A 17684-nucleotide genomic window follows, 5' to 3' on the forward strand; every position below is an offset into this window, starting at 1 on the left:
CTTGGTGTTTCATTGACGGTTCCAGGCGGTTTCGGAGACCAGGCTCAAGCCGTCGCCTTCCGAGTTGTGGGCCAGCAACACGTCGAAAATATTCAGTTGCCCGGGTTGGGTCAGGGCGCTGCGCAGGTGCGCTTCATCGAAGCTCACCAGGCGCTCGCGGTGCAGGTTGATCGTGCCGATGCGCTGCACGGGCTGCGTCGCGGCGGCGCGGGTGCTGACCGCGACCTGGTGCGCGCCGTTGTGGGCGTAGCGTTTGTCGAGGTAGGTCTGGATCAGCGAGAGCACGCCGTTGCTGAGGTAGAACAAGGTCACGTTGCGCGCAGGATCGGTCAGGCCTTGGGCCAGGCGCGCTTCGATGTCCGGCACCAACGCCCGGGCGCCGTCGCCGACAAACGCCAGCACGTTGCCGCTGCCGGTCATGGCGATATACGGCAAGGCCATCAGGCCATCGCCCATCAGCGCGCGGCCGTACCAGCCGGAGAACCCCGGGTCGGTGCGCGGCACGTTGCGCAACGCCGAGATGGCGCCACGGCCGACGTCGTACACGCCGATGTAGCGGTAGTCGTGCTGCTCGATCAACTCGCGCACCAGGTTGCCGAGGCGGCGGAAGAAGTAGTTGGCGGTCATCGGCAGGGTTTCGATATGGTCCGCCGCCACGCTTTCGCTGGTGGCAGCCACTTGCGCCAGCTTGGCGCGGCGCAGGGCCAGCACCACCGGCTCGACCTGCAAGCCGCGCTCGATGTGGTCGAGGAACACGTCGAGCGGCACGTCCAGCGCCAGGTCGGTAAATGGCGACAGGTGCCGCGGCTCATGGTTGACCTGCACCACGCGCAACTGGCGCTTGAGCTTGCCTTCGGAGAACGGCGTGGCGGCCTGGTCGACCTTGCCCTTGAGGAAGAACACGCAGTGGCTGTGCGGCCCGTTGAGTTCGTGGTCGGTGTGCACGAACTGGTAGACCCGGCGACTGAAGCCATACAACGACAGCGGCCCGAGGTAGTTCGGCACCTTGCGGCCCTGGTGATACGGGCCGACGCTGCCCGGCTGGGTGATGCTGTCGGACAGCGCAATCGCGCCGCGTTCGGCCAGGGCATGCACGCGTCGGCGCTGCTGTTCGTTGAGCTTGCCGCACTGCCAGAGCAGGTGCAGCGGCTGGCGGTTGATCAGGTCCAAGGCCTGGTCCAGCGCCTCGATTTGCGCGCTGCCGAGAGTCACTTCGGCAGTCGATGGCAAGGCCGGCAGCGTCACATTCAGCGGCACTTGCGGGCGGGATTCGAGCACGCCTTGGGTGGCCAGGATAAACACCGGCTCGGCACGTTCGGCGAGCATGGCGAAGGCTTGTTCCAGGCAGGCGCCGATCTCTTCGACCTTGCGGATGAACACCTGGCGCAAGCCCTTGGCTTCGATGACCTGGCGCCCGTCGTTGTCGTTGTCGTGGGTGCCCTGGAACGCGTACCAGACGTTTTCCGGGCTGTCGGCGCAGATGATCAGGCCCGGCGCGCCGATACGCTTGAGGTTGGCCAGGGTGCCGCGAAACTCGTCGATCATGCCCGAGGTCACGGTGATCACATAGGCACGGCCAAACAGTTGCCAGCCGGCCATGGCGCCCACGGCGAGGCTGTGTTCGTTGCAGCCGCTGAGGCAACGCACGCCAGTACCGGCGACGTTCTGCTGCATCGACTGGATCAGGCCCGCGACCATCGAACCGGTGTAGGCGTGAAAGTCCCAGCGTTCCTGCCAGCGGCTGTGCATGAAGCGCGTGACCTCGGTGGCCAGGCTCACCGAAAGCAACGGCCCGCTGATGGAACGGGCGAGCAAGCGGTTGAAGTGCGCATGCTCCAGATGGTCGAGGATGATGCGCAGCAGATCGGCACGGCGCGCGGCGCGGTCGTCGTTGGCCACGCGCAGGTGGCGGTTGCCGCCGACGCGGTTCATCCAGCCCGGCAAGGCCGACAAGGCGCAGTACAGCACGGCCGAATGGGGTGACAGGCGTGCATTCGGCGCGGCGGCGATCAGCGCGTCGAACGGGTCGTCCACACCCGCCTCGGCCTGTTCGCCAAGGTCGAGGATGAACAGCTCGTTGGACAGTGGCGGGCTTTGCTGACGCAAGCGGGCCTGCGCAGCCGCCACCGAATCGAAGCTCATCAGCCACATGTCCGGCAACGCCGCCGCATGCGCCGGGCTGCCTTGCAGGTAGCGCTGGGCCTGGACCATCAGGGTTTCCAGCACCGCCTCGCTGTGCGGCCGGGGGCCCAGGGCCTGGTGCATCTCTTCGCAATCGCCAGCGGTCACGGGCCAGTCAGCGGCATTCGGCAGCGGTTGCAAACCGGCCTGCAAATGCTCGATGACAAACGTCACGTCCTCAATCAGCGGCTGCGCCTGGGTAATCAAGCAGATTCCTAACGTGGCCTTCATGAACCTATCCCTATTCAAATCAAACTGAGGATCAAATGACCGGCCGCTGCTGATCGCCGGTAGCCAAGGCAATCGAGCGCCGACCCAGCACGGCCACGCCGCACACCAGGGCCATCGCCAGCGACAGGCCGGCGAGCATGCCGACGTGGCCGCTGCGGTCGAGCAGCACGCCTGCGCCGATCGGCACCAACATGCGCGTCAACACGAACAGGCTGGCCTGCAAGCCGTAGTCGGCGGCCTGGCGATGCTCGCGGGAGAAAAACATCATCAGGGCGAAGACCAGGGTCGATACCGCGCCCATGGCCGTCGCCAGCAGGAACGCCGCCGCCACCAGCCAGACCATGTCGGCGCGCAGGCCGACAGCGGCGGTCAGTGCTAATAACGAAATCAACGCCCACAACATAAACAGCGGAATCGCGCGGCCCGGGCCGATGCGCTGGATCAAGCGCCCGCCAAGCAAGCTGGCCACGGCGCCGACCACGCCGCCGCCGACGCCGGCGATCAGCGCGACTTTCGGCGCGACCATGCCCTGGTCCAGCAGCAGCGGCTTGAGGTACAGCCACGCCGCGCCGACAAACGGGAAACTGGTCAGCAGCACCCAGGTCCACAGGCGTGCGCCGGGTTGGCGGAAGTAACCCGACCAGTCGGCCAGCGCCGGGTTGACCGGCTGGCTGTTGGGCGCTTGTGCGTCGCCTTCACGCAGCCAGACCAGGGCCAGCAACGCCAGCAGCAAACCGCCGGCCATCAACAGGAACGGCGCTTGCCAGCCCCAGCGGCTCTGCACCAGCAGCATCACGCCAGCGCCGACAATCGCGCCGAGAAACAGCGCGGCCGAACGGATGCTGCCGGCGCGCACTTGCTCCGATTGCGGCAGCAATTTGATCGCCAGGGCGTTGACCGGAATATCGGCCCAGGTCGCCAGCACCGAGGCGGCGAACGCCAGGCCGAACAGGTACAGCGGGTTGCCGGTGATCGACAGTTGGCTGGCCGCTACCAGCAGCACCGCCAGCAGCAGGCACAGCAGCATCGCCCAGTTGCGGTAATGCCCACGCTGGAAGCGATAGCGCTGCACGGGCAACGCCAGCAGGAATTTGAACACCGCCGGCAACCCGGCGAGCTGGAACAGGCCGATGTCGGTGCCCGACCAGCCGTGTTCGCGCATCACCAACGGCAGGCCAAGCAGCAGGTAGATGCTCGGCACCACCAGCACAAAACCGAGCCAGCCAAACAGCAATTGCAGACGCCACATGGAAGGGTTCATGAGGCGCTCCGGCGGGCGACCAGCACCGAGACGGGTGCCACGGCGAAGGCCACTTCGGGGTAGCTGTCGATGTGGCTGAAGCCGGCCTGTTGCAAGGCGTCACTCAGGCCGCCGGCCTCGGTGACATGGCGGCCGAGCATCTGCATCGACAGGTAATACGGCATCACACGCTGGGCGTGTTCCGGGTCGGCGGGGATCTCGGCGTGGGCGCTGATCAGCACGCCGCCAGGGCGCAAGGCAGCGTGGATCTTGGCCAGTGTGGCGCGCAGGTCCGGGACGAAGTGCAGCACCGAGGAACACCAGATCACGTCGTAGCCGTCGCCAATCGGGTCGCTGGCCAGGTTGCCGCCGCGCACGCCGAGGCGTTGTTCGAGGCCGGCGCGCTGGATGTTGGCGGCGGCCACTTCAACGGTTTTTTCGAAGTCGAAGACTTCGCCGCTGAGCAGCGGGTTGTCACGCACCAGGGCAATTGCCACCAGGCCGGGGCCGCCGCCAAGGTCGAGCAGGCGGCGCGCCTGGCTGAACTCGGGGACCAGGGCTGTCAGACGCAGGGCCACGTCAACGGTGACGGCGCGCTGCTCCTGGGCGATTTGCAGGCGCGCGGCGGCGGTCCAGTTGTCGATGGTGGTGGTCATGTCGGTGGGCTGGCTGTCGGGCTGGCCGGCGCGCACTTGCTCGCCCAGTTGACTGCCGAAACGGCGCATGCCGCGCAGGCGAAAGGTCCAGGCATCGCCGCAATAGTCCGTGGCATCGCTGCGCAGGTAGTCGCTGGCCACCGGCGTGTTGCGGTACAGCGGCGGCTGGCGTTCGTCGCGCTGGAGCAGGTCCATGCTCCACAGGGCTTCGAGCCAGAAGCCGGTGTTGGCCGGGTCGAGTTCCAGTTGCCGGGCGACCAGGTGGGCCGAGGTGGGCACTTGCAGCAGGTCGAAGAGTTTCCATTCCAGCGCGATGCGCAGGGCGTCGGCGCGCACGGCGGACAGGGTCAGGTCCCAGAAAGGTTGCAGGGCATGTGGGGTGGACAGGTTCATAGGGTTATCGCTCACAGTTCATAGCTGAGCCGCAGGCCGACTTCGCGGCCCGGGCTGTACACGCGGGTGGTGCCATTCAGGTAGCCGACGGCGTCGTAGCGCTTGTCGGCGGCGTTGTTCACGTAGGCACTGATGCCGTAGTGGCTGAAGTCGTAGCCGGCCGTCAGGTCGATCAGGCCGTAGCCGCCACGGCTGTATTGGTTGGCGGCGTCGAGGTAGGTCTTGCCGACGGCGCTGACACCGCCCTGGGCGTACCAGCCGGCAGGCGCGTCGTAGCGCAGGCTGAGGTGGCCGGTGAGGTCCGGCGCGTAGGGGTTGTGATTGCCCTTGTAGTCGCTGCTGCCTTCGCTGAACTGCTTGAAGCGCGTGCGGTTCAGGCCCACGGAACTGACCAGGCGCCAGTTGTCGGCGACGAGGTAGTCGGCCTCCAATTCAAGCCCGGTGGAACGCGCGGTGGCGGCGTTGGTGATGTACACCACGCCGGGCTGGATGATCTGCTGCACCTGCATGTCGCGCACGTCCATCAAGTACACCGCGGCCGAGTAGCGCAGGCGTTTGTCGGCGAGCCACCCCTTGGCACCGAGTTCGTAGGTTTTGACTTTTTCCGGGTCGTAGCCGGGGTAGTTGGCGGCGCTGGAGAAGGCGTTGAAGCCGCCGGCGCGGAAGCCTTCGGCATAGCTGGCGTAGACGTAGGCGTCGGGCTGCCATTCGTATTGCAGCGCGGCCTTGGGGGTGAAGCGTTGCCAGCTGGCGCTCTGGCGGGTGCCGATGGCGGGGTCGATGTGCACGTTGTCCTGCTCGGCACGGGCGCCGAGGGTGAGAGTCCAGCGCTCGGCCAGGGGCATCAGCCATTGGCCGAAGAGTGCGCTGGTGTTGCCGCCCAACTGACTGGCGGTCTCGGTCAGGCGCAGAGGCAGTTTTTGCTGATAGGACAGGTCGTGGTCGTCACGGTCGGCATAGGCGCCGAGCAGCCACTGGTTGTCGTGCCACTGGCCTTCGAGGCGGAATTCCTGGGACAGGGTGTTGAAGTGGTAGTCGCGGGCCAGGTGCAGTTGGTCGGCCGGCTGGAAGTCGGTGTCTTGTTGCAGGCGGTCGTAGAAGTCGTTGCGGGCGGTGATGGAGCGCAGTGTCACGCCGGAGTCGAAGGTGTGCTGCACGTCCAGCGACAGGCTGCGGCCGCTGGAGTGGTTCCAGCTGGGCGTGCCGGAACGCACTTCGCGCCGGGTCGAGGTGGCGGCGCCCCATTGTGAGCCGCCGTCGCGGTAGTCCTGGCGGCTGTAGCGCAGGTTGACGTCGGTGGCCAGGGTTGGCGTCCAACGCAGCACCATGCGCGCGCTGTGGCGCTCACGGTCATCGGCCTGGCCGCCTTTATAGGCATTGTCGATAAAGCCGTCCTGCTCGCGCCATTGGCCGGACACGCCGGCATACAAGGTGCCGGGCACCAACGCCGTGCTGGCGTCCGCGCTCAGCGTGCGCAGGTCGCGGCTGCCGGTGCCGGCTTCGAGGCGCGCGTAAGGCGTATCGCCGGGCTGGCGGGTGTGAATGCTCAGCACCCCGGCTTCGGCGTTGCGCCCGTACAGGGTGGACTGCGGACCGCGCAGGATCTCGATGCGCTCGACGCCCAGCAGGTTGTGGTCGAAGCCCTGCCCCATCAGGGTCGGTACGCCGTCCACGAGCATCAGCATCGAGGAAGAAAACGCCGTCGCCCCGGAACTCAGGCCACGCACCACCGGCAAGTTGGTGCCGGACTGGCCGAACGGCTGGAAGGTGAAGCCCGGCGTGGTACGGGCCAGGCGTTCCAGGTCGTCAATGTTGCCTTTGCGCAGGTCTTCGCCGGTGATCACCGACAGGCTCGCCGGGACTTCTTCCTGCGCCTGCTCGATCTTGTTGGCCGTGACCTTGACCGGTGCCAGTTCGGTCTGTGCCACGGCAACGCTTGCACTGCCCAGGCAACACACCAGCACACCGCTGAAAACCCCTGTGTTCAAACGCTTTCCCCTTCAATGATTCGCCCCATGGCCGCGTCGTGGCGATGGCAGTTGATGGGGAAACATGCTATTCATTAATGCGAATGCTTATCATGTATGTCCGTATGGATTTCGGATCAATCCATATGCGAATCGGAGCCAAATCTAGGGAGGGCGTTGAACGTGTCGGCTTTACAAAAGATTTCCCAGTCGTATCGAGTCGCGTCAACGCACTCGCGGCTGGTCAGCACGCAAGACTGCGGCTGGATGCGCCAGCAGTTGCCGGAAGAGCTGGGCGAGTGCTATTCGGAACGCCTGAGCTTCGATGACGACCTGATGGTGGTGCGCTCGCGCTATCGCCCGACGCGTAACCTGATTGAAGAAACCGTCAGCCCGCACAACCGCCACATGCTGGTGATTACCTTCGGCATGCAGGGTGATTCTGGCTATAAGGGTGCAGATGGCGCGGCGGTGTCGTTCAGGGCGGGCTTCACCACCATCACGTCGTTCCAGCTCAGCCTGGGCGAGCGCTGCTATGAAGCTGGCGCGACGGTGTCGCAACTGCGCCTGTTGATTGGCGAGAGCATGCTCAACAAGTACATCGGCGAGCAGCGTACCCAGCAGATCCTCGGCAACGGCAACGTGCGCCAACTGGCCTTCCAGAAGACCTCGGCCGCCAGTGCCAGCCATGCCAGCGCCCTCACCCGCTACCTCAACCACGGCGTGACCGGCACGCTGGACATGCATATCCACACCCTGAGCCTGCTCTCCGAACAGCTCAAGTTGCTGAGCCCCGCCACCCTCCCGGAAAGCCTGCAATTCAGCGCCACCGACATCGAGAAACTGGAGCGTGCGCGCGACATCATGATCGAGCAGATGGACCAACCGCTGACCATCCCCTATCTCTGTGCGGCGGTTGGGCTCAACGAGTTCAAGCTCAAGGAAGGCCTGCACTACCGCTTCAACTCCACCCCGCACCGCATGCTCAACGAGATTCGCATGCGCAAGGCCTACACCCTGCTGGAAAGCGGCTGCCAGGTGGCGCAGGCGGCCTACCAGGTGGGGTACAAATTCCCGAACAACTTCAGCGCGGCGTTTACGCGATTCTTCGGCAAGACGCCGAAGTCAGTGTTTGGCAAACGCCGCTGAGTGCGTCAAGGGTGAGTGGCGGGAGCCAGCTTGAAGGCGGCCTGGGCCTTGGGGTTGGTGAGAATGCTGTAGCGTGTGGTGCGCGAGACTTTGTGGGTGAGGAAGCGTTCGAATACCGGATCGAAGGTGGCGCGTTGCAGGTTCGGCTGCTCGTCCATCAGGTAGCGCTCACAGAGCACACGATAGGCGTCGAGGGTGACGAAGCGCTTGATCCAGAAGTGATAGAAATAGCCCATCAGGAAACCCAGGCTGAAATCGTGATCGATCACCGAATGGGCGCAGCACTCAAAATCGATCAGGCGTAGCTGGCCGTCCGGTGCGATCAAAATATTCTTGGGGTGCGGATCCATGTGCACAAACCCTTCGGCGAGCATCTGCGCAAACAATCGGAAGACCCGTGGAAGCAGCTCACCGGCCTGCTCCGGGTGCGCGATCAGTCGATCATCCACGCTGCAATGATCTTCAAAAAAACCCACCAGCAGGTATTCCTCTTTCAGGAACGGGAAGCGTGTTTTATAGCCGAACCCGGCGACACGCGGCACGCTGGCGGACTTGGCAGACACCACGGACAGGTTGATGAACTCGTTGGTCAAATCGTGCAGGCCGAACGCGCGCTTGAGCCCCAGGTAGTTTTGCAGCTGTTTTTTCCAGTGCTCAAGCTTGTTGTGCTTCAACACCCATCGGCGCTCGCCCTCCAGCAGGAACACGCCGCGGGTGGCTTCGGGTAGGTCGAGGGTGGTGTGTTGGTGCGGTGCGGCGAGGAAGCGCTGGACCAGGGTGGACAGTTCAGGCTGATGGCGGGGGTCGAAATGGAAGGTGATGTCGCCGATGGACGAGGTTTGGAATGCGCGGGTGATGTGGTTGAGGTGACGCATGGGGTCTTCCTGACGTGGGGCTATCGACTTTTGCGAAATGGCCCAGCCAGGTAGACCGCGCTAAATCGCGGACAAAAAAAAACCCGGAAATCCTCACTTGCGTGGGCCTTCCGGATTTTCTAAACCGCCAAAAATGGTGGGTCGTGTGGGATTCGAACCTACGACCAATTGGTTAAAAGCCAACTGCTCTACCAACTGAGCTAACGACCCGCTGTGTGGTGGCGCGTATAATACTGATTTCTAAGGATTATTCAACACCTTATTTTAAATAAATCAGAAATAACGCGTTGGGTCCGTAATTCCGGCCGCTTGGAAGCCTTCTGCACGCAGTCGGCAGCTGTCGCATTTCCCACAAGCACGGCCGTCATCGTCCGCCTGGTAGCAGGAAACTGTCAGCGAGTAATCGACGCCAAGTCCTACACCAGCCTTGACGATATCGGCTTTGCTGAGGTTTTGCAGCGGCGCCAGGATGCGGAAGCCCTGCCCTTCTACACCGGCCTTTGTCGCCAGGTTGGCCATGCGTTCGAACGACTCGACGAATTCCGGGCGGCAGTCCGGGTAGCCGGAATAATCCACGGCGTTGACGCCGATAAAGATGTCGCGGGCGTTGAGCACTTCTGCCCAGCCGAGGGCCAGGGACAGGAACACCGTGTTGCGCGCCGGCACGTAGGTGATCGGAATGCCTTCACTCGGCGCTTCCGGCACGTCGATGCTGCTGTCGGTCAGGGCAGAACCGCCGATGCCGTTGAGGTTCAGGCCGATGACCTTGTGTTCGACCACGCCCATGTCGCGCGCTACACGGGCAGCGGCGTTGAGTTCGGCACGATGGCGCTGGCCGTAGTCGAAACTCATGGTATAGCAGCTGTAGCCTTCAGCTTGAGCCATCGCGACTACGGTGGCGGAGTCGAGGCCGCCGGACAGCAGGATTACGGCGCGTTTTTGATCGTTGGTTTGTGCAGTCATGTCAGCGTCCTGGCTCGTCGTTCCAAAGGTATTTGTGCAACTGCAATTGCAGGCGCACCGGTAGGTTGTCCGCCACGACCCAGTCGGCAAGGTCGCGGGCGTTCAGGTCGTGGTGGCTGGGAGAAAAAAGCACCTCGCCTGCGCGACGGTCCAGGCCGTACTGGATCAGCTTGGAGCTCGCCCAGTCGTAATCGTCACGGGAACAGATAACGAACTTGACCTGATCGTTGGCCGTCAGCAAGTCCATGTTCTCGTAGAGGTTGCGATGCGACTCCTTGGAACCTGGGGTCTTGAGATCGACGACCCGGCTTACACGTGGGTCGACCGCAGAAATATCCAGGGCGCCGCTGGTTTCCAGGGACACCTCGTAACCGGCGTCGCACAACTGCTTGAGCAAGGGGATGGCATTGGGTTGCGCCAGGGGCTCACCGCCCGTCACGCAGACGTAGCGTGGCCGGAAGCCGGCAACCTGTTCGAGGATGTCGTCGAGGGTGCGCACAGTGCCGCCACTGAAGGCGTAGGCGCTGTCACAGTATTGGCAGCGCAGCGGGCAACCGGTCAGGCGCACAAATACGGTGGGCAGGCCAGCGGTGCGCGTTTCACCCTGCAACGAGTAAAAAACTTCGGTGATACGTAATGTGTCTTGCATAGTCGCCACGGGCGTAACAGCTAAACAGGCTGTCCGCCTCCGTCAGGCACTTCAAGAAACCCCGCCAACGCGTGGGCCCCCAAAAGCGTGTTTCATAAAAGGGCGTGGATTCTAACGAAAAAACCCGCGCCAGGCGCGGGTTTCTTCTAAACGGGCTGCTTTGCTTACAAGCGTTGCAGATCCCGTTGGGCCAACTGGGCAGCGGAAGTCCCCGGATACTGGGCAACCACTTGCTGCAGAATGCCTTTGACCTTGTCGGTATGACCCAGGCGGCGTTCTACATCAGCGAGTTTGTACAGCGAATCTGGCACCTTGGCATGCTTGGGATACAGTTGGCTGACCTTGGCAAATGCCTGGCCAGCGCCCTGGAGATCACCTTTGGCCAGGTTGACCTCGCCCAACCAGTATTGGGCATTGCCCGCGTACTGGCTGTTCGGGTATTTGCGCAGGAAAGCGCTAAATGCCTGGCTGGCTTTATCGAAGTCCTTGGCCTTGATCAGGTCGAAGGCTGCATCGTAATACAGCTTTTCCTTCGCAGGATCACCCGGTTCGCTGCTCGCGGCAGGGGCTTGGCTGGCAGCCGCCCCTGCTGCTGCGCCGCCGATGGCTGCGCTAGGCGCGCCACCGACAGAAGAATTATCAGGAGTTGCGGCAGGTGCAACGCCGGCTCCAATGCGTCGATCAAGATCCTGGTAACGCTCCAGGCCTTCTTGCTTCAGCTGACGCACTTCATTTTGCAGAATTTCAATGGTGCCTTGCTGCTGCGCCAATTGATCCTGCATGCGTTGCAGCTGGTTGAACAGTTCGCCCTGTGCCGAGGGAGCGGACGTAGCCGCTCCCCCCGCATAGGCGCCGTTCGTGCCATAACCCGCTGGCGGATAACTGCTCCCGCTATTGTTATAGCCAGAGTTGCTATCTTCCACAGGAACCGCAGCCCACACCGCAAGCGGAGCGAGGCTGAGAGCCAATACAGTTAGAGCACGACGGCACGTTCGCATGACGAATTACTTACGCAGTTCGACGCGACGGTTTTGAGCCCAGGACTGCTCGTCGTGGCCAGTAGCAACTGGACGCTCTTTACCGTAGGAAACCAGTTCCAGTTGGCCTGGAGCAACACCTTGCAGTACCAGGTAGCGCTGAACGGCTTTCGCACGACGCTCGCCCAGTGCCATGTTGTACTCACGAGTACCACGTTCGTCGGTGTTACCTTCCAGAACAACGCGAGCGCCGTTAGCTTTCAGGTCCTTCGCGTGAACGTCCAGAGCGCGCATGGCTTCTGGTTTCAGGTCCGAACTGTCGTATTCGAAGTAGAAAGTGGTGATAGCGCGCAGAGCAGCTTCTTCGCTCAGGGAGCCGTCAACTGCACCAGTGTTAGCGCCGTAACCAGCGTTTGGATCAACAGCTGCGCCTTCACCGGCATTGTCGCCGCCTTTAGACGAGCAACCAACGGCTACGGACAGAGCCAGAGCCAGAGCAGCAAACTTACCAAACTTCAGCATTTCCATCGTGAAACTCCTAATGAACCCCAGTGTGTTAAGTACTTCTTTTTGTAGCGCCGCGTCAGTTCAGGTAAGGGGACCAGGATGGTTCTCTGACTTCGCCTTGAGCGGTAGGAAGTGGGAGCCTTACGCGTCCATTAATGGATACGAGCATCAAGACTCCCCGGCCCTGCTGGCGGGTGGCGTAGATTACCATGGTGCCGTTGGGCGCAACAGTGGCTGACTCATCAAGGTTGGTATCTGTGAGGATTTTTACGGTTCCGCGCTGCAAATCCTGGGCCGCAACCCGGAAATTAGTGAAACCATCCTGACGGTGAATCATCACCAACGTCTTTTCATCAGCCGAAAGCTTCGGATTGGCGTTGTAGTTACCAATAAAGGTCACACGTTCCGCACCACCGCCGCCCACGCTTGCCTTGTAGACCTGTGGCTTGCCGCCACGGTCGGAAGTGAAGTAGATGGTCGAGCCATCCTTGCCCCAGAACGGCTCGGTGTTGATACCTGGGCCGCTGGTCACGCGGGAGATCTGGCGCGAAGCCATGTTCATCACGTAGATATCCGGGTTGCCATCCTTGGACAGCACGAACGCCAGGCGCGAACCATCCGGCGACCAGGCTGGCGCGCCGTTGAGGCCTTCGAAGTTGGTGATCTGCTCACGACGGCCAGTATCGATGTGCTGGACGAAGATGCGCGGACGCTTCTGTTCAAAGGACACGTAGGCAATACGCTTGCCGTCCGGCGCAAAACGCGGCGACAGGATCGGCTCACGGGATTGCAGCAGGGTCACGGCGCGAGCACCGTCGTAGTCCGAACGCTGCAAGGTGTAGCGCGTGTTGTCTACCGAGAAACGCTCAGCCGTTACATAAAGCAGACGCGTCGAGAAAGCACCCTTGATACCGGTGAGCTTTTCAAACGACTGGTCCGAAATGTAGTGAGCCATGTCACGCAGTTGTTCAGCTGTGCCCGACACGCTGCCGGTCAAGACCTGCTGCTCGGTGGCCACGTTGAACAAGGTGTACTGGATCTGCAGGCGACCACCGGCTGGCACGATATTGCCGACCATCAGGTACTGCGCGCCCACGGCTTTCCAGTCGCGGAACACAACTTCGCTGGCCTGGTTCGGCTGGCTGATCATGTTGCCTTTTGGAATCGGCGCGTAGTAACCGGAATTGCGCAGGTCGTCACTGACGATCTGGGCCATGTCGTCCGGCAGCACGCTGCCGCCCTGCCAGCCAAACGGTACTACCGCGATCGGGGTGGCCCGATCGCTACCGCTGGTGACCAGGATGTTTTTTTCATCCGCCGCCGCTATCCCTGCCATACAGCAAATAACGACAAGCATTCCTCGAAGAAGGTTTCTCACAAGGCTAGATCCTCAGGTGTGAATGTCATCTTGAATGAACGATAGGGAGCGAAGTCGCTTGGTTTCATTCCCTGCATCTCGGTCAACCGGCCAATGTTCTTGACCGCTGCAACCGCCGAACTGTCGAACGAACCATCGCCACTGGACTTGGCCACGCTGACCGAAGTCACCGTACCGTCCGGCAACATGCCGATCTGCAGCACTACTGTCATGCCTTTGCGTGCCGAAGGTGGACGCGTCCAACCCTCTGCTGCCCGTGCCCGAATCAGGTCGTCGAAACTGCCCGCGACTTCATCACCACGTTCATCGGCCAAGGCTTGCTGACGCTGCGGCGTGTCGGAAAGCAAATCTGCCAAGGCCTGGGCCTTTTTCTCTTCGGCGGATTTGCGTGCTGCTTCCTGAGCCTTTTTCTTGGTGGCGTCGGCGGCAGCTTTCTTCTTCGCATCATCGGCGACTTTCTTCTTCGCCTCGTCTGCTTCAGCTTTTTTCTTGGCGTCTTCGGCGGCTTTCTTCTTCGCGTCTTCGACTATTTTCTTCTTGGCTTCCTCAGCGGCCTTTTTCTTGGCCTCTTCTTCGGCAGCTTTCTTGGCTTCTTCTTCAGATTTCTTCTTGGCTATATCAGCCAATTGTTTCTCTTCGGCTTTTTTGGCTTCGGCAGCTTTCTCGGCTTTCTTGGCTTCATCAGCCTTTTTCGCCTCGTCGGCCTTCTTCGCTTCGTCAGCCTTTTTCGATTCCTCGGCCTTTTGAGCCGCCTCTTCTTTCTTTTGTTCCGCAGCAGCCTTCACCGCTTCCTGCTCGACCTTTTTCTGTTCCATCTGTTCGACTTCAGTCTGGCGCGCAGCCGACTTCTGGGCCTCACCCGCAATCTTCTGATTGGTCTGGGTGGTGGCCTGGCTTTTCGATTTCAGCTGATACAGGGTCGCCTGCACGATCGGCTTGGCTGGCGGCAGGTCCGGGGTCATGGCAAAGCTGACGAACAGCATGCCAAACACCAGGACGTGCAGGGCAATTGCCCAGACGCTAGGCCAGAAGTAGCTTTCCGAGGCGGACGGCTCTCGCTGCTGCTGCATCAGGGCGCCTCGGTAATCAAGCCAACGTTACCGACGCCGGCCTTCTGCAGCCCGCCCATGGCGCCCATGACAGAGCCGTAGTCGACAACCTTGTCGCCACGAATGAACACCTGGGTGTGCTTGCCGCCTTCGTTGCCGGAGCGGATGATCTTGGTCACCGCGTCGGTCATCTGCGGCAAGGTCATGGCCTTGTCCTGCTGTTTCTGGGTATCGACTTCGCTGCCAAGGTTCCAGTAGTAGGTCTTGTCAGCCTTGATCGAAATGGTCAGGACCTGGGTGTTGTTGTCTTGCGGCAAGGCTTCGCTGGAAACCTTGGGCAGATCAACCTTCACGCCCTGATTGAGCATCGGCGCGGTCACCATGAAGATAACCAGCAGTACCAGCATCACGTCGATGTAGGGCACTACGTTCATCTCGGCGACCGGCTTGCGCTTTTTGCGAGCTCGAGCGATTAAAGCCATTGTGAATTACCTGCTTATTCTTCGCTGGTGTGCACTTTACGGTGCAGGATCGCCTGGAATTCATCGGCGAAGGTGTAGTAACGGCCAATCAGGGTTTCGCTGGTGGCAGCAAAACGGTTGTAGGCAATTACTGCGGGGATAGCAGCGAACAGGCCGATCGCGGTGGCGATCAGGGCTTCGGCGATACCCGGGGCCACGGTGGCCAGGGTCGCTTGCTGGGCCTGGGCCAGGCCGCGGAAGGAGTTCATGATCCCCCACACGGTACCGAACAGGCCGATGTACGGGCTCACGGAACCGACGGTTGCGAGGAACGGCAGGCTTTGCTCAAGCTTCTCTTCTTCGCGGGAGATGGCCACGCGCATGGCGCGGGCCACGCCTTCCATCACGGCTTCCGGGTCAACGCCTGGCTGCTGGCGCAGACGGGAGAATTCCTTGAAACCGGCGCGGAAGATCTGCTCGACGCCCGAATCCGGGTCCGGGTTGCTGCCCGCCTGGCGGTACAGCTTGGACAGGTCGATACCCGACCAGAAGCGCTCTTCAAAGCTCTCCAGGGCACGTCGACCGGCACGCAGCAGGTTGCTGCGCTGAAAAATCATGACCCAAGAGGTAACCGATGCGGCTACCAGGGTCAGCATTACCAGTTGAACCACGACACTGGCATTGCTGACCAGGCTCCACATGGAGGAATGGTCGACGACGGTAGGTTCCACGCTAAATCTCCTGCTTTGATTGTTTACCCGCGCCGCTTACGCCGGCAAAGGCCGCACGTAGAGCTTCGGGAATGGCCCGGGGTTTCAAACTATTGGTGCGCACACAAGCCACCAGGAACTGCCCCTCACAGAGCAGCGTTGCATCCGTTGCCCGCCTGACCTGCTGTTTAAAGCGCAGGCTGACACGGTTCAATTCGATTACTTCAGCGCTGACCAGCAGTTCATCGTCCAACCGCGCCGGCGCGTGATACCGCGCCTCGCTGGAATGCACGACAAACAACAGGTCCTCCCCTACCAGCTGGGATTGGGCAAAGCCCAGCTCCCGTAGCCGCTCGGTGCGAGCCCGCTCCATGAACTTGAGATAATTGACGTAATACACGATGCCGCCCGCATCGGTGTCCTCGTAATAAACGCGACAGCGATGTGCGAACGACTGATCCCCGTTTTGCGCGCGCATACTCTAGTGCTTACTCCTCAGGTTGCCAATCCGGCTGGGCAACTGTTTTTTCATTCCCTGAAACATTTCCACTGACTGAATGACGACACCAGCCACTAGGACAGCACAAACGTCGAATAAATCGACTTGCGTAATGCTTTTAATCGTCCACTGCATCGAGGAATTCGTCTACCACGGGCATCTCACCCAATCGTGACGGAATGTTTAACCCAAAGTGCAGGTAGGCATGCCGCGTCACCACTCGGCCCCTTGGGGTGCGCATGATGTAACCCTGCTGGATCAGGTACGGTTCCAGCACATCCTCGATCGTGTGGCGCTCTTCGCTGATCGCGGCCGCCAGGCTGTCGACGCCCACCGGGCCGCCGTCGAACTTCTCGATCATGGTCAAGAGTAGACGCCGATCCTGATGATCGAAGCCGTGTTCATCCACATCCAGCAGGTTCAAGGCCAGGTCGGCCACGGCCTTGGTGATATGGCCCTTGGCGCGCACTTCGGCAAAGTCACGTACGCGGCGCAGCAAACGGTTGGCGATCCGCGGTGTGCCACGGGCACGCCGGGCGATTTCGAACGCGCCTTCCGGGTCCAGCGGCAAGCCGAGAATGCCCGCCGAACGGCTGACGATGGTCGCCAGGTCTGCGGTGCTATAGAACTCTAGACGTTGAACAATGCCGAAACGGTCTCGCAACGGGTTGGTCAGCATGCCTGCGCGGGTGGTGGCACCCACCAGTGTGAAGGGCGGCAGGTCGAGCTTGATCGAGCGCGCCGCCGGGCCTTCGCCGATCATGATGTCGAGCTGGAAGTCTTCCATGGCCGGGTACAGCACTTCCTCGACGATCGGCGACAGCCGGTGGATCTCGTCGATAAACAGCACGTCGTGCGGCTCAAGATTGGTCAGCAGCGCCGCCAGATCACCCGGACGCTCCAGCACCGGGCCGGAGGTGGACTTGATCGACACGCCCATTTCCTGGGCGATGATATTGGCCAGCGTGGTCTTGCCCAAGCCCGGTGGGCCGAAGATCAACGTGTGGTCCAACGACTCACTGCGCCCGCGCGCGGCCTGGATAAACAGCTCCATCTGCTCGCGCACGGTGGGCTGGCCGATGTAGTCGGCCAGGCTCAGGGGGCGGATGGCGCGGTCCTGCACTTCTTCACGGTCGCGCGGGCCGGTGGCCGCGATCAGACGATCTGCTTCAATCACTTAAATCATTCCCTTCAGGGCGCGGCGGATCATGTCTTCGGCACTCAGGTTCTTGTCCTTGATGGCCGACACGGCCTTGCTGGCTTCCTGCGGCTTGTAGCCCAGGGAAATCAGCGCATTGACCGCATCGCTCTCGGCGCTGGCGACCTGGGCCGCTGGCATGTCCGGCTGGTTCGGCACCAGGGCAAACATGCTCGGCACGACTTCCCAGGCCTTGAAACGGTCCTTGAGTTCCACCAGCAGGCGCTCGGCAGTCTTCTTGCCGACACCCGGCACCTTGGTCAGCGCCGAGGTGTCCTGGGCGGATACGGCACGCACCAGTTCATCCACTTCCAGGCTCGACATCAAGGCCAGCGCCAGCTTCGGGCCGACGCCATTGAGGCGAATCAACTCGCGGAAGAAGTCACGGTCGCGCTTGCCAATGAAACCATAGAGCAATTGCGCATCTTCACGCACCACCAGATGGGTGTGCAGCGTAATCGGCTCGCCGACCGACGGCAGGCGATACAGGGTGGTCATGGGCACTTCCAGCTCATACCCCAACCCGTTGACATCCAGAATCAGGTGCGGCGGCTGTTTCTCAGCCAGGGTGCCGCGCAAGCGTCCAATCACGGTTCAAATC

The 17684-nt window shown here is 61.8% G+C and carries 17 protein-coding genes and 1 tRNA gene; 1 reads left to right on the forward strand and 17 read right to left on the reverse strand.

Translation table 11 applies throughout. The features are described 5' to 3' along the window. Window positions 1-9: 9 nt before the first annotated feature. The 4 genes from B348_RS0120970 to B348_RS0120985 are packed head-to-tail and all read right to left on the reverse strand — an operon-like array spanning window position 10 to window position 6689. A complete protein-coding gene (locus B348_RS0120970; protein WP_026136952.1) occupies window positions 10-2412 on the reverse strand; it encodes a decarboxylase in 2403 nt (800 codons plus the stop codon). Window positions 2413-2443: 31 nt separating this feature from the next. Next, a complete protein-coding gene (locus B348_RS0120975; protein ID WP_032865024.1) occupies window positions 2444-3673 on the reverse strand; it encodes an MFS transporter in 1230 nt (409 codons plus the stop codon). Further along, window positions 3670-4701, reverse strand: a complete 1032-nt coding sequence (locus tag B348_RS0120980) for a methyltransferase (protein ID WP_017738018.1) — start codon at window positions 4699-4701, stop codon at window positions 3670-3672. The genes B348_RS0120975 and B348_RS0120980 overlap by 4 nt, the downstream gene beginning before the upstream one ends. Window positions 4702-4712: 11 nt before the next feature. Then, window positions 4713-6689, reverse strand: a complete 1977-nt coding sequence (locus B348_RS0120985) for a TonB-dependent receptor (protein WP_017738019.1) — start codon at window positions 6687-6689, stop codon at window positions 4713-4715. 162 nt (window positions 6690-6851) lie between these two features. On the opposite strand from B348_RS0120985, the gene B348_RS0120990 reads away from it, so the two are divergent. After that, window positions 6852-7817, forward strand: a complete 966-nt coding sequence (locus B348_RS0120990) for an AraC family transcriptional regulator (RefSeq protein ID WP_026136953.1) — start codon at window positions 6852-6854, stop codon at window positions 7815-7817. A gap of 5 nt (window positions 7818-7822) precedes the next feature. On the opposite strand, the gene B348_RS0120995 is transcribed toward B348_RS0120990, so the two are convergent. From B348_RS0120995 to ruvA, 13 genes are all read right to left on the reverse strand, one after another. Next, complete coding sequence (locus tag B348_RS0120995; protein WP_017738021.1) at window positions 7823-8692, reverse strand: phosphotransferase; 870 nt, start codon at window positions 8690-8692, stop codon at window positions 7823-7825. Window positions 8693-8826: 134 nt separating this feature from the next. Continuing rightward, a tRNA-Lys gene (locus B348_RS0121000) sits at window positions 8827-8902 on the reverse strand. Between the two features lie 63 nt (window positions 8903-8965). Continuing rightward, a complete protein-coding gene (gene queC, locus B348_RS0121005) occupies window positions 8966-9655 on the reverse strand; it encodes a 7-cyano-7-deazaguanine synthase QueC (protein WP_017738022.1) in 690 nt (229 codons plus the stop codon). A 1-nt stretch (window position 9656) separates the two neighbouring features. Continuing rightward, window positions 9657-10304: a 7-carboxy-7-deazaguanine synthase QueE gene (queE, locus tag B348_RS0121010; protein WP_017738023.1), complete on the reverse strand. Its 648-nt coding sequence runs from the start codon at window positions 10302-10304 to the stop codon at window positions 9657-9659. A 164-nt stretch (window positions 10305-10468) separates the two neighbouring features. Next, entirely contained in the window at window positions 10469-11302 is an 834-nt protein-coding gene (gene ybgF, locus B348_RS0121015; RefSeq protein ID WP_026136954.1) for a tol-pal system protein YbgF, read from the reverse strand. A gap of 6 nt (window positions 11303-11308) precedes the next feature. After that, a complete protein-coding gene (gene pal, locus B348_RS0121020) occupies window positions 11309-11809 on the reverse strand; it encodes a peptidoglycan-associated lipoprotein Pal (RefSeq protein ID WP_003209827.1) in 501 nt (166 codons plus the stop codon). Between the two features lie 55 nt (window positions 11810-11864). Next, entirely contained in the window at window positions 11865-13145 is a 1281-nt protein-coding gene (gene tolB, locus B348_RS0121025; RefSeq protein ID WP_032865025.1) for a Tol-Pal system beta propeller repeat protein TolB, read from the reverse strand. A gap of 17 nt (window positions 13146-13162) precedes the next feature. Beyond that, entirely contained in the window at window positions 13163-14236 is a 1074-nt protein-coding gene (gene tolA / locus B348_RS0121030) for a cell envelope integrity protein TolA (RefSeq protein ID WP_017738026.1), read from the reverse strand. Then, a complete protein-coding gene (gene tolR, locus B348_RS0121035) occupies window positions 14236-14688 on the reverse strand; it encodes a protein TolR (RefSeq protein ID WP_161630238.1) in 453 nt (150 codons plus the stop codon). The genes tolA and tolR overlap by 1 nt, the downstream gene beginning before the upstream one ends. A gap of 23 nt (window positions 14689-14711) precedes the next feature. Then, window positions 14712-15407: a protein TolQ gene (tolQ, locus tag B348_RS0121040; protein WP_015885609.1), complete on the reverse strand. Its 696-nt coding sequence runs from the start codon at window positions 15405-15407 to the stop codon at window positions 14712-14714. 1 nt (window position 15408) lies between these two features. Beyond that, window positions 15409-15864: a tol-pal system-associated acyl-CoA thioesterase gene (gene ybgC / locus B348_RS0121045; RefSeq protein WP_017738027.1), complete on the reverse strand. Its 456-nt coding sequence runs from the start codon at window positions 15862-15864 to the stop codon at window positions 15409-15411. Window positions 15865-16003: 139 nt separating this feature from the next. Then, complete coding sequence (gene ruvB / locus B348_RS0121050) at window positions 16004-17062, reverse strand: Holliday junction branch migration DNA helicase RuvB (RefSeq protein WP_015885611.1); 1059 nt, start codon at window positions 17060-17062, stop codon at window positions 16004-16006. Further along, complete coding sequence (ruvA, locus tag B348_RS0121055) at window positions 17063-17674, reverse strand: Holliday junction branch migration protein RuvA (protein WP_003193868.1); 612 nt, start codon at window positions 17672-17674, stop codon at window positions 17063-17065. Window positions 17675-17684 lie beyond the last annotated feature (10 nt).

This window comes from Pseudomonas sp. CBZ-4, assembly GCF_000346755.1.
In the GTDB taxonomy this organism is placed as follows: Bacteria; Pseudomonadota; Gammaproteobacteria; order Pseudomonadales; family Pseudomonadaceae; genus Aquipseudomonas.